Origin of the sequence: Micromonospora palythoicola (assembly GCF_036689795.1) — a bacterium.
In the GTDB taxonomy this organism is placed as follows: Bacteria; Actinomycetota; Actinomycetes; order Mycobacteriales; family Micromonosporaceae; genus Micromonospora; species Micromonospora palythoicola.
The window spans coordinates 158,569-170,486 of record NZ_JBAGKI010000001.1 but is presented as its reverse complement, the minus strand read 5'-3'; the positions used below and the strand labels follow the sequence as shown (position 1 = coordinate 170,486).

The following is an 11,918-nucleotide window of genomic DNA, read 5'->3' as shown; positions in this document are numbered from 1 at the left end:
CTCAGTCGATTCCGTGGCTCTGGAGCCACATTTCCAGGAGTCCGAGTTGCCACAGCTTGTTTCCGTTCAACGGGGTCAGTTCGGCGTTGGGCGCGTCGAGCAGGGCGTTGACGTAATCGGTGCGGAACAGGTCGCGGCGGCGGGCCTCCGGAGCGGACAGCGCGTCGCGTACCCGGTCGAGGAGCTTGCCCTCCAGGTGCGTCAGGCCCGGCACCGGGAAGTAACCCTTGGGCCGGTCGATGACCTCGTGCGGGAGCACACGACGGCCGATCTCCTTCAGCACACCCTTACCGCCCTGCGCCAGCTTCAACTCCGGGGGGCAGGCGGCGGCCAGTTCCACGAACTCGTGATCCAGGAACGGCACCCGGGCCTCCAGCCCGTGCGCCATGGTCATGTTGTCGACCCGCTTGACCGGGTCGTCGGTGAGCATGATCTGCGTGTCGATGCGCAGGCCGGCGTCGACCGCGGTCTGCGCGCCCGGCCGCGCCAGGTGCGCGGCGACGAACTCCCGCGCCGGATCGCCGTCGGCGAGCCAGTCGGGGTTGAGTACCCGGGCCAGGCCGGCGCCGTCGCGGTCGAAGAAGGCCCGGGCGTACGTGTCGAGGGCCTGCTCCCGGCCGACCTGCGCCAGTGGCGGGTACCAGTGGTAGCCGCCCAGGATCTCGTCGGCGCCCTGGCCGGACTGGACCACCTTGACATGCCGCGACACCTCCTGACTGAGCAGGTAGAAGGCGACGCAGTCGTGGCTGACCATGGGTTCGCTCATGGCCGCGACGGCCGCCTCCAGCGGCGGGACCAGATCCTGTGCGGCGACCCGGATCTGGTGGTGGTCGGTGTCGAAGGTCTTGGCGACCACGTCGGAGTAGCGGAACTCGTCACCCTCCCGGCCGCCGACGGCGTCGAAGCCGATGGAGAAGGTGGACAGCCCGCGCTGCCCTTCCCCGGCCAGCAGGGCGACCACCAGGCTGGAGTCCAGGCCGCCGGAGAGCAGCACGCCGACCGGCACGTCGGCGACCATCCGCCGGCGTACGGCGGTGGTGAGTGACTCGTGCAGGGCGTCCTGCCACTCCCGCTCGGACCATCCGGAGTGCTCGTCGCGGCGGAGGAACGGTGGATCCCAGTAGACGCGCTCGTGGCTGCGGCCGTCGGCCTCGTAGACCCGCACGGTGGCCGGTGGCAGCTTGGTGACCCCGCGCAGGATGGTGCGCGGCGGTGGCACGATGCTGTGGAAGCTGAGGTAGTGGCCCAGGGCGACCGGGTCGATGCCGGTGTCCACCCCGCCGCCGGCCAGCAGTGCCGGCAGGGTGCTGGCGAAGCGCACCACGCCGGCGGACTCGGCGAGGTAGAGCGGCTTGATGCCGAGCCGGTCCCGGGCCAGCACCAGACGGCCGGTGTCCCGTTCGCTGATCGCCACGGCGAACATGCCGATCAGGTGGTCGACGAAGTCCAGCCCCCACTCGGCGTACGCCTTGACGACGACCTCGCTGTCTCCGCTGGAGAAGAAGTGGTGGCCCTTGGCCTGCAGCTCGGCACGCAGCTCGCGGTAGTTGTAGATGCAGCCGTTGAAGACACCGGTCAGACCGGCGGCGGAGTCGACGATCGGCTGACCGCTGGCCGCCGACAGGTCGATGATCTTCAGACGGCGGTGGCCGAGGGCGACCGGCCCCTGTGACCACACCCCGCTGCCATCCGGCCCCCGATCGCACATGGTGGCGGCCATCCGTTCCACCGCTGCGACGTCGGCACGCGTCGCGTCCCGTCGGAACTCCCCAGCCAGTCCGCACATGTGTGCCCATGCTGCCAGAGGATGTTGCGATTAGCCTGTTGAGACCATGACGGTCCTGTAACAGCATTGCTAGAATCCGCGCCCCGCGATCAAGCAGGTGACATCCCACGCCGAGTGTTGGGTCGGTTCCTGCCTACCTCGTGACACTTGAGGCCTTTGCGAAGCGGCGCCGAGTGTGACGAATGCCGCAATACGTGTGGCATGGGCGTGATCACTGGGTCGATGGTCCCGCACACGCGACGGCAGCCGGCCCGCCGACTTCGGCGGGCCGGCTGCCAAGGGCGCTTGGGCGCGTTGCCCTGCTCATCCGGCGGTACGGGCCACGCCGACCGGGCAACTCAGCCCGTTCGGGCCGTGGTTGCAGTAACCGTTCGGGTTCTTCGTCGGCGCGAGGTACTGCTGATGGTAGTCCTCGGCCAGGTAGTAGTCACCGAGCCGGGCGATCTCCGTGGTGATCTCGCCCTTGCCGGCGCGGGCGACGATCGGCGCGAACGCCTCCCGCGACGCCTCGGCGGTCGCGAGCTGCTCGTCCGTGCTGGCGTAGATCGCGGACCGGTACTGGGTGCCCACGTCGTTGCCCTGGCGCATGCCCTGGGTCGGGTCGTGGTTCTCCCAGAAGACCTTCAGCAGATCCTCGTAGCTGATCTTCGTGGGGTCGTACACCACCTCGACCGCCTCGGTGTGCCCGGTCATCCCGGAGCAGACCTCCTCGTAGCTCGGGTTGGGGGTGTAACCACCCGCGTAACCCACGGAGGTGGTGAAGACGCCGGGCAGGGTCCAGAACAGGCGCTCGGCTCCCCAGAAACACCCCATCCCGAACACGGCGACCTGATAGCCCTCGGGGAACGGGCCCTTCAGCGGGGTCCCGAGCACCTCGTGCCGGTCGGCCACCGGCATCGCGATGGGCCGGCCGGGCAGGGCCCGGTCGGGTGAGATCATCTCGGCCTTCATGCGGCGGAGGAACACGGTGGAACTCCTTTCGTACCCTTCCCCGCGTGCAACACCGGCGGACGCCGCTTCCTTACCCGCGTCGCGCTCCGTCAGGCCGCCAGCGCCGTCCGGACCCGGGCCGCGTAGGAGGAGGCCTCGGCGTCGTCGGCGTAGCGGGTACGCGGCCAGAAGAAGCCACGCAGCCCGTCGCCCTTCGTCCTGGGCACCACATGGGTGTGCAGGTGCGGCACCGACTGGGACACCCGGTTGTTCATCGCCACGAACGTGCCGCCCGCGCCGAGACCGGACTCGACCGCCACGGCGATCCGCCGCACCAACCCGAAGTAGCCGGGCAGCGACTCCGGCGGCAGGTCGGCGAGAGTGACCAGATGGGTGCGCGGCACCACCAGCACATGTCCCTTGAACACCGGCCGGGTGTCCAGGAACGCGACCCCGTCCGGCTCGTCGGACACCCGGAACGCCGGAACCTCACCGGCCACGATCCTGCAGAACACACACCCTGCCATCCGGTCAGATTAAGCCGGGGCGGGTGCCGCCGCCGCCCGCGTCGCACTGCCCGTCACAGCCGGTCGAGGTACGCGTCCCACTCGTCGCCGGCCACCGGCACCGGACCGGTCTCCCCGTTCGCCAGCCGGGACCGGATGTCCGCCTCCCAGGCGATGGCCCACCGGCAGAGCGTCTCAATGTCGTCGTCACCGAGTCCGTAGGACCGGAAGGTGCGGGGGTCGCGCTCGCTGATAGAGCCGAGTCGATCGGCCAACTCCTCCAGCGAAAAGCCGGCGGTGTGTTGCGCGCCCAACTTCTCGATCTCGTGCCAGCTCAGCCGGTTGTTTGCGGCATGGACGTCGATGTAGTCGCGGTGCGCGGCGCGGTCGTGCAGCGCGCGCATCTTCAGGCCGACCGCATCCTCGAAGGAGAGAACCGGACCGACGGCCAATCTGGCCGGCGGCCCAAGCCCCTCCTTGAGCAGGTCGACTTCGCACGACATGGTCGCGTCCGACACCAGCATCCGGGCCATCCGGGGCGTGACTTCGATGATCTCCGTTTGGTAGCCCGCTGATCGATAAGTGCCAGCCAGGCGATCTACCACGGTCGCCAAGGGCAGTGCGGTGGCGGTCGCGAAGTCGATGTCCTGCGATGGGCGATCAACCAGTTCGTGGGCCGCCATGGCGTAGCCGCCCGCCAGTACAAGACCAAGGTCGTCGCCAGCACTGAAGCCAACTTCAAGCAGCTTCCGGTGCAAGGGCTGCATCAGGCGGCGGCCAGCTCAGGCACGCGGCTTTCCCACAAACCAGTCATTCGGCGGGCTGTCAGTCTTCGAATCCGTGGCCAGTCGTGCCGCAGCAACTCCGCGTTGACGTAGTGCACGATGTCATCGTGCTGCCCACAATCCAGAAGTAGGCAGTACAGGGTCAACCGCTCCCGAGAATCGTCGACGTCGAACTCGGTCAGGCCGGACCAGGCCAGTCGGAGTGGTAGGACGACCCGCCCATGATCGGGACCGGCGAGCACGTCAAGCGAGGCCGGGATGCGGTCGGCTGCTCCGATCAGGCGGGATGGAAGGCTCTTGGTCGGACTCACTCGGCAAGTATCGCTCAGGGTTCCGACAGAACCTCGGAGGCGAGCCGGGCTGGGTTTCATACGGTGGGACGGGCGGGAGGACTAACGTCTGCGGAATGACCCATGGCTTCGAGACGCTCGCCATCCATGCCGGCCAGGACCCCGAGGCCCGCACCGGCGCGGTGATCCCCCCGATCTACCAGACCAGCACGTACGCCCAGGACGCGGTCGGCGCGCCACGGCTCGGCTACGAGTACAGCCGCTCCGGCAATCCGACGCGGGACGCGCTCCAGGAGTGCCTGGCCGCGCTCGAGGCCGGCCGGGTCGGCCTGGCCTTCGCAAGCGGTCTCGCCGCCGAGGACACCCTGTTGCGTACCGTCTGTGGTCCGGGCGACCACGTGGTGATCCCCGATGACGCGTACGGCGGCACGTACCGGCTCTTCGCCAAGGTCGCCGAGCGGTGGGGCCTGGCGTACACCCCGGCCCGGGTCTCCGACGCGGAGGCCGTGCGGGCCGCGATCCGGCCCGGCGTCACGAAGGTGGTCTGGGTGGAGACCCCGACCAACCCGCTGCTCGGCATCGCCGACATCGCCACCCTGGCCGCCGTGGCGCACGACGCCGGGGCGCTGCTGGTGGTCGACAACACGTTCGCCTCGCCGTACCTGCAACAGCCGATCACGCTCGGCGCGGACGTGGTCGTGCACTCGACCACCAAGTACGTAGGTGGGCACTCCGACGTGGTCGGTGGCGCGCTGGTGGCGGCCGACGCCGAGCTCGGCGAGCGACTGCGCTACCACCAGAACGCGATGGGCGCGATCAACGGTCCGTTCGACGCCTGGCTGACCCTGCGCGGTATCAAGACCCTCGGGGTACGCATGGACCGGCACTGCGACAACGCGGAACGGATCGTGGCGTACCTGGACGGGCATGCCAAGGTCGGTCAGGTGCTCTATCCGGGCCTGCCCACGCACCCCGGGCACGAGGTGGCGGCGAAGCAGATGCGCCGGTTCGGCGGCATGATCTCCTTCCGGGCCGCCGGGGGTGAGGAGCACGCCGTCGAGATCTGCAACCGGGCCCGGCTGTTCGTGCTCGCCGAGTCCCTCGGTGGGGTGGAATCCCTGATCGAGCACCCCGGTCGGATGACACACGCGAGTGCTGCCGGCTCGCCGCTTGAAGTTCCCTCCGATCTCGTGCGACTGTCTGTCGGCATCGAGACGGTCGAAGACCTGCTCGCCGATCTGGAGCAGGCGCTGGGCTGACCGCTGGCTTGGGAGGGTGGCCGTGCAGGACATCATGCCGACCTGGGTCGGGGCGACCGCCAAACAGATCGCCCGGGGAGTACGCCGGGGAGACGTCTCCGCCACCCAGGTGCTCGCCGACCACCTCGACCATGTCGCCAAGACCGACGTCGACCTCGCCGCGTTCCGCGCGGTACGCGGCGGGGAGGCGGTCACCGAGGCGGAGAAGGTCGACGAGCAGGAGGACCTGGCGAACCTCCCGCTGGCCGGGGTGCCGGTCGCGGTCAAGGAGAACACCCCGGTGGCCGGTGTGCCCACCTGGAACGGTTCCGCCGCCGTCCGTACCCCCGTGGCGGAGGCCGACCACGAGGTGGTCCGCCGACTGCGCGGAGCCGGCGCGGTGATCCTCGGCGTCACCCGGATGCCCGAGCTGGGCCTGTGGGGCAGCACCGACGACGAGACCGCCGTCACCCGCAACCCGTGGGACCCGTCCCGCACCCCGGGCGGCTCCTCCGGTGGTGCGGCCGCGGCTGTGGCTGCCGGACTGGTGCCGATCGCCCACGGCAACGACGGGCTCGGCTCGATCCGTATCCCGGCCGCCTGCTGCGGGCTGGTCGGTCTGAAACCCGGTCGCGGGGTGGTGCCCTGTCAGCTCGGCGCGGAGGACTGGTTCGGCCTGACCGAGCACGGCATGCTCAGCACCACTGTCGCCGACGCGGCGGTCGGTTTCCAGGTGCTCGCCGGCCGTGCCCAGAGCAAGCTCGTACCGCCACAGCGGCTGCGGGTCGGCGTGTCGCTGCGATCGCCCGTGCGGGGCGTCTCACCCGACGCGCCGAACCGGGACGCGGTCGCCGCCGCCGGTCGGCTGCTCGCCGGTGCCGGGCACGACACGGTGCCGGCCGACCCGGTGTACCCGACCTCGCTGGGCCTGAAGGGCATCGCCACCTGGTTCGCCGCCGCGGCGGCGGACGTGCGCGACGCCGGTGTCGACCGACGCGCCCTGCAACGTCGCAGCCGCCGGCACGTCGCCCTCGGCGAGTGGGCCTGGCGGCGCGGGTACGTCCGGGAGGCCGACCGGTCGGCCTGGCGCGAGCGGTCGATCGGCTTCTTCACCGACCATTCGGTGGACCTGCTGCTCACCCCGGCGCTGGCCAGCGCACCGCCGGCGGCGGCCAGCTGGTCGACCCGCTCCTGGCAGGCCAACATGCTGGCCAGCATCCGGTACGCGCCCTACGCCGCGCCGTGGAACATCGCCGGCCTGCCCGCCCTGGTGGTGCCGGTGGGCCGCCGCCCGGACGGGCTGCCCCTCGCCGTGCAACTTGTCGGACCACCCGGCTCGGAGCTGCTGCTGCTCGGCGTCGCCGGTCAGTTCGAGATGGCGAACCCGTGGCCTCGGCACGCACCCGGATACCCGCACGTCGGAACGGGCTGGCCAGCCAACGCTTGATCATTTAGGCTCCCCGGCACCGCGACAGGGGAGGACCGCCGGGCATGCGCTGCCACACCTGCGACACCGAGACCGACGTACGCACCAGAGAATGCCCGACCTGCCGTACGCCGGTCGGCGCGCCGGCCGTCCGCCCGGGTGCCCGGGTGCGACCGGTCCGGGGTGTCGGTCGGGCCGCCTCGGTCGCCGTCGCCGCGACCACCGCGTTCCTGCTGCTGACGGTGGCCGTCCAGCCGGTGAACGCGCTGCTCGCCGAGCGGGCGGCCGACTCCCTCGACAGCGAGACGTTCCTGCTCACCGCGGGGGTGCTGGAACTGGCGGCGGCACTGCTCTACCAGGTCGCGTTCCTGGTCGCGATCGTGCTCGTGATCGTCTGGACCTGGCGGGCCCGGACGAACCTGGACGCCTTCCCGGGCGCCGGGCCCACCAACTCCGACGGGTGGGCGATCGCCGGATGGCTGGTGCCGTTCGTCAACTTCGTGATGCCGCACCGGGTGGTGGGTAACATCGCCCGGGAGAGTCTGTGGCGGCTGAGTACCCCGGTACTCGTGCACGTGTGGTGGGGCAGCTGGCTGGTGTTCCTCTTCGCGGAACGGATGTTCGCGCGCTCCGCCGCCGCCGAGTACGAGGCGTTGCCGTACCCGCAGACCTCGTCCCATTTCCAGGCGTACGCCGACCATTACCTGCGGGCGACCGGTGAGTACCTGGTGCCGGCGATCTTCTGCACGGTGGCGGGAGGTTCCTTGATCGTGCTGATCCAGAGCATCTCCACTGCGCAGACCGCCCGAATCGCCCGGTCGATGCCCACCGGTCCGATCCTGCCCGGTATGACGGTGGCCGCATCGCCGGACCCGGCCCCGGCCGTCCCGGCACCGGTACCGCCGACCGGTCCGCCGCCGGCTGTTCCGGGTCGGGCGTCGCCGACGCCGGACGGGGCGGGTGGCACGATCTAGGCATGACGGAACTGGTCAGCCTGGACGAGGTGCGCGCGGCCCGGGACCTGCTCGACGGGGTCGTCCGGACCACTCCGCTGGAGCCGTCCCGCCCGCTCAGTGCCGCGCTCGGCGGGCCGGTCTGGCTCAAGTGCGAGAACCTCCAACGGGCGGGGTCGTACAAGGTGCGCGGCGCGTACGTGCGGATCTCGCGGCTGTCGGCGCAGGAGCGGGCCCGGGGCGTGGTCGCGGCCAGCGCCGGCAACCACGCACAGGGTGTGGCGCTCGCCGCCGGCCTGGTCGGCACCCACGCCACCGTCTTCATGCCGGTGAACGCGCCACTGCCGAAGGTGGCGGCCACGAAGGGATACGGCGCCCAGGTCGAGCTGATCGGTGCCACGGTCGACGAGTCTCTGGTCGCGGCGCAGACGTTCGCCGAGCGCACCGGCGCAGTGCTGATCCATCCGTTCGACCACCGGGACGTCATCGCCGGGCAGGGCACGGTGGCGCTGGAGATCCTGGAGCAGTGCCCGCAGGTCACCACGATCGTCACCGGTGTGGGCGGGGGAGGACTGATCTCCGGGCTGGCGGTTGCCGCCAAGGCGCTCCGGCCGGAGGTTCGGGTGATCGGGGTGCAGGCGGCCGGCGCGGCGGCCTTTCCGCCGTCACTCGTCGCGGGCGAGCCGGTCCGGCTGCCGGCCTTCACCACCATCGCGGACGGCATCGCGGTCGGTCGGCCGGGTGACGTCACCTTCAGCCACGTCCGCAAGCTCGTCGACGACATGGTCACCGTCTCCGAGGAGGACATCTCCCGGGCGCTGCTCATGCTGCTCGAACGCGGCAAGCAGGTGGTGGAGCCGGCCGGGGCGGTCGGCGTGGCCGCCCTGCTGGCCGGTGCTGTCGAGGTGACCGCGCCGGCGGTGGTGGTGCTCTCCGGTGGCAACATCGACCCGCTGCTGATGTTGCGGGTGATCGAGCACGGACTGGCGGCGGCGGGTCGCTACCTGCGGGTGACGGTGCGCTGCTCGGACCGGCCCGGACAGCTGGCCTCGCTGTTGAGCGAGATCGCCGAGCACCGGGCGAACGTGGTGGACGTGGTGCACCAGCGGGCCAACCCGCACCTGCGCCTCGGTGAGGTGGAAGTGGCGTTGTCGGTGGAGACCCGTGGCGTCGAACACTCCGACATGCTGATCAGCGCGCTGCGGGCCAGCGGCTACCAGGTGACCATCGCACCAGAGGCGTGACGCGGTGGCGTCACGCCTCTGGACGATCGGACTGCCGGCGCGGCCGGCGGACGAGGACGGTCAGCCGGAGAAGGGCTCGAAGCTGACCACGGTCACCTTGATGTCGGCGCCGCTCGGAGCGGTGTAGGTGCAGGCCTGGCCGGCCTTGCCGCCCAGGATCGCCTGGCCGAGGGCCGACTCGGGGCTGTAGACCGTCAGGTCCGTGGTCGAGGCGATCTCACGCGAGCCGAGCAGGAACGTCTCTGTGTCGTCGGCGTCGTCGTCGAAGTAGATCGTCACGACCATCCCGGGCGCCACGGCGTCGACGGTCGGCGCCTCGCCGACCTGGGCTGTGCGGAGCAGCTCCTTCAGGTAGAGGATGCGCCCCTCGGCCTTGCCCTGCTCCTCGCGGGCGGCGTGGTAGCCGCCGTTCTCGCGCAGGTCGCCTTCCTCACGCCGGGCGTTGATCTCGGCGGCGATGACCGGCCGGTTGGCGATCAACTCGTCGAGCTCGCCCTTCAGGCGGTCGTACGCGTCCTGGGACAGCCAGGTGGCGGGCGCCTCGTTGCCATTGGACACAGGCGGTCCTCCTCGGTTCTGCGTGCTGGCTGACAGGTGAACCTCCAAGTTACCAGTGCCCTACGACAAGGAGTGTCGGCGATCACGCCGGGCGCATCGACGGGCTGCCCGGACCGGGCCGACGACCGCCGCGGGTTGTCGGCGTCCGGACCCGGGGCGCCGGAGAGCGACCGGCTCCCGTGGCGGATCTCAGCCGGGCGGCCGGCAGCGGACGACCTCACCGATGAACGGCCGTGCCGTGGTCGCGAGGCGGTGCCGGACGGTGACGTGCGGCTGCCCGGCGACGGCGGTCACCGGCACCTCCTCGCGGGCCACCTCGGCACCGGCGTGGTCCCGGGCGCGCAGCACGCACACCGTCGAGCCACCGTCCGGCAGGTTCACCCGGAAGTCGACCACCACCTGGTCGTCCGTGATGTCCCCGTAGCTGATCACCTGGGCGTCGTACGCCGGATCGCCGTACTGCCGGTAGAGCCGGACCGAGACGGCGGTGAGCGTCGCGACCACGACGACGGCGAGCAGCGCGGCCAGCACCGGGCGGCGGCGGCGCGGCGCGCGGCGGCGACCGTACCGACCGGGTGGGAAAACCGGCGCGTCCGGTCCAAGTGTGGCGTGCGTCTCGGTCACCGTCGGGTATCTCCCTGGCGTTGTTGTCAGCGGTATCGGCAAGAATGGCAGAGTCCGCCATTCCTGTTCGACTCGGTCGCCAGATCTGGCTCAGCGTCGCGTACGGCTGGGGTCAAATATGACAGGCCGGCGCGGTCCGGTGCCGCTACGGGGAGGAATCCGGCAGGTCAACGGGGGCCCGGGGCGGGTCGCCGGTGGGCAGAGACGAGGAGCGCCGACCTTGGCAGAGCAACTTCGACTCATGGCCGTTCACGCGCACCCCGACGACGAGTCGAGCAAGGGCGCCGCGACGATGGCGAAGTACGTCGCCGAAGGGGTGGACGTGCTGGTCGTGACGTGTACGGGCGGTGAGCGGGGCAGCGTGCTCAACCCCAAGCTCGACCGTCCCGACGTCTGGGCGAACATCGCCGAGATCCGTCGCGCCGAGATGGACGCGGCCCGGGCGATCCTCGGCATCGAGCAGGCGTGGCTGGGTTTCGTCGACTCCGGTCTGCCCGAGGGTGATCCGTTGCCGCCGCTGCCCGAGGGTTGTTTCGCCCTCCAGGACGTGGACGTGGCCGCCGGTCCGCTGGTCCGGCTGATGCGTGAGTTCCGTCCGCACGTGGTCACCACCTACGACGAGGAGGGTGGCTACCCGCATCCGGACCACATCATGTGCCACAAGGTCAGCGTGGCGGCCTTCGACGCGGCCGGCGACGCCGAACGCTACCCGGAACTGGGTGCGCCGTGGCAGCCGTTGAAGCTCTACTACGACATCGGCTTCTCGAAGGGCAAGATCCTGGCGTTGCACGAGGCCCTGCTCGCGACCGGTGCCGAGTCGCCGTACGCGGAGTGGCTGACCCGCTGGGAGGACCGCCCGGACAAGGGGCCGCGGATCACCACCCGGGTGCCCTGCGCCGAGTACTTCCCGGTGCGCGACGACGCGCTGCGGGCGCACGCCACCCAGGTGGATCCGGACGGCTTCTGGTTCCAGGTGCCGATGGAGCTGCAGCAGCGCGCCTGGCCGACGGAGGATTTCGAGCTGGTCCGGTCGTCGGTCGACAGCCCGACGCCGGAGTCGGACCTGTTCGCCGGCGTGCGAGGTACGGCCCATGCCCGCTGAGCGGGCGGCGGGCTACCCTGGTCGCACACCGCGACCCGGAGGAATCCCATGCTGACCGCTGCTCAGGTGCTCGCCCAGAACAACTTCGGGGACACCCGCACCGGTGGTCTCGCCGGGCCGATGGGCCTGTTCCTCATTCTCGTCCTCGGTGCCGCCACCGTGCTGCTGATCCGGAACATGAACGCCCGGCTGCGCCGGCTTCCGGACCGGTTCCCGACCGAGGGGCCGACGGCACCCGGCACCGAGTCGATGGACCGTTCGGTCGATGATCCGACAGGTGGGATCGTGACGGAGGATTCATCCTCGGATGCTCCCAACGGGCGCAAGCAGCGCCGCGACGGCTGATCGGAGCATGATTCACGTCGAACCGGATGGTCGACCCCTGTTGCGACCATCGGGTTTGGCTTAGCCTTCCGCCGGGGGGACCAGAAGTCCTCAAGCTGCGCGGGAGGGGGCGCCGATGACCACCGCAGTCG

General features: G+C 70.6%; 13 protein-coding genes. 6 read left to right on the top strand and 7 right to left on the bottom strand.

The genetic code is table 11. The annotated features are described in order from the left end of the window. Nucleotide 1: 1 nt before the first annotated feature. From V5O40_RS00725 to V5O40_RS00705, 5 genes are all read right to left on the bottom strand, one after another. Nucleotides 2-1,786: an N-acetylglutaminylglutamine amidotransferase gene (locus V5O40_RS00725; RefSeq protein ID WP_332903598.1), complete on the bottom strand. Its 1,785-nt coding sequence runs from the start codon at nucleotides 1,784-1,786 to the stop codon at nucleotides 2-4. A 303-nt stretch (nucleotides 1,787-2,089) separates the two neighbouring features. Beyond that, on the bottom strand, nucleotides 2,090-2,752 hold the full coding sequence (msrA, locus tag V5O40_RS00720) for a peptide-methionine (S)-S-oxide reductase MsrA (protein WP_332903597.1): 663 nt from the start codon (nucleotides 2,750-2,752) through the stop codon (nucleotides 2,090-2,092). Between the two features lie 74 nt (nucleotides 2,753-2,826). Continuing rightward, nucleotides 2,827-3,243 carry an HIT family protein gene (locus V5O40_RS00715; RefSeq protein WP_332903596.1) on the bottom strand — a complete coding sequence of 139 codons (417 nt, stop codon included), beginning with the start codon at nucleotides 3,241-3,243 and terminating at the stop codon, nucleotides 2,827-2,829. A gap of 53 nt (nucleotides 3,244-3,296) precedes the next feature. Next, the gene (locus V5O40_RS00710; protein ID WP_332903595.1) at nucleotides 3,297-3,989 is read right to left on the bottom strand and encodes a nucleotidyl transferase AbiEii/AbiGii toxin family protein; all 693 of its coding nucleotides are present in this window, start codon (nucleotides 3,987-3,989) and stop codon (nucleotides 3,297-3,299) included. Further along, nucleotides 3,989-4,318, bottom strand: a complete 330-nt coding sequence (locus V5O40_RS00705; RefSeq protein WP_332903594.1) for a hypothetical protein — start codon at nucleotides 4,316-4,318, stop codon at nucleotides 3,989-3,991. Before V5O40_RS00705 ends, V5O40_RS00710 begins: the two co-directional genes overlap by 1 nt. Nucleotides 4,319-4,413: 95 nt before the next feature. On the opposite strand from V5O40_RS00705, the gene V5O40_RS00700 reads away from it, so the two are divergent. The 4 genes from V5O40_RS00700 to ilvA are packed head-to-tail and all read left to right on the top strand — an operon-like array spanning nucleotide 4,414 to nucleotide 9,158. Then, nucleotides 4,414-5,556, top strand: coding sequence for a cystathionine gamma-synthase (locus tag V5O40_RS00700; RefSeq protein ID WP_332903593.1), 1,143 nt, complete (start codon nucleotides 4,414-4,416; stop codon nucleotides 5,554-5,556). Between the two features lie 16 nt (nucleotides 5,557-5,572). Beyond that, complete coding sequence (locus tag V5O40_RS00695) at nucleotides 5,573-6,982, top strand: amidase (RefSeq protein WP_332903592.1); 1,410 nt, start codon at nucleotides 5,573-5,575, stop codon at nucleotides 6,980-6,982. A 44-nt stretch (nucleotides 6,983-7,026) separates the two neighbouring features. Continuing rightward, a complete protein-coding gene (locus V5O40_RS00690; protein ID WP_332903591.1) occupies nucleotides 7,027-7,935 on the top strand; it encodes a DUF4328 domain-containing protein in 909 nt (302 codons plus the stop codon). Between the two features lie 2 nt (nucleotides 7,936-7,937). Continuing rightward, complete coding sequence (ilvA, locus tag V5O40_RS00685) at nucleotides 7,938-9,158, top strand: threonine ammonia-lyase (RefSeq protein ID WP_281580106.1); 1,221 nt, start codon at nucleotides 7,938-7,940, stop codon at nucleotides 9,156-9,158. 60 nt (nucleotides 9,159-9,218) lie between these two features. Here ilvA and greA read toward each other — a convergent pair whose 3' ends face one another. Beyond that, a complete protein-coding gene (greA, locus tag V5O40_RS00680; protein ID WP_164446063.1) occupies nucleotides 9,219-9,716 on the bottom strand; it encodes a transcription elongation factor GreA in 498 nt (165 codons plus the stop codon). Between the two features lie 189 nt (nucleotides 9,717-9,905). Continuing rightward, on the bottom strand, nucleotides 9,906-10,340 hold the full coding sequence (locus V5O40_RS00675) for a DUF4307 domain-containing protein (RefSeq protein WP_332903590.1): 435 nt from the start codon (nucleotides 10,338-10,340) through the stop codon (nucleotides 9,906-9,908). Between the two features lie 220 nt (nucleotides 10,341-10,560). On the opposite strand from V5O40_RS00675, the gene mca reads away from it, so the two are divergent. Together mca and V5O40_RS00665 are read left to right on the top strand one after the other, a co-directional pair. After that, nucleotides 10,561-11,442, top strand: a complete 882-nt coding sequence (gene mca, locus V5O40_RS00670) for a mycothiol conjugate amidase Mca (RefSeq protein ID WP_332903589.1) — start codon at nucleotides 10,561-10,563, stop codon at nucleotides 11,440-11,442. Nucleotides 11,443-11,490: 48 nt separating this feature from the next. Next, a complete protein-coding gene (locus V5O40_RS00665; protein ID WP_332903588.1) occupies nucleotides 11,491-11,787 on the top strand; it encodes a hypothetical protein in 297 nt (98 codons plus the stop codon). Nucleotides 11,788-11,918 lie beyond the last annotated feature (131 nt).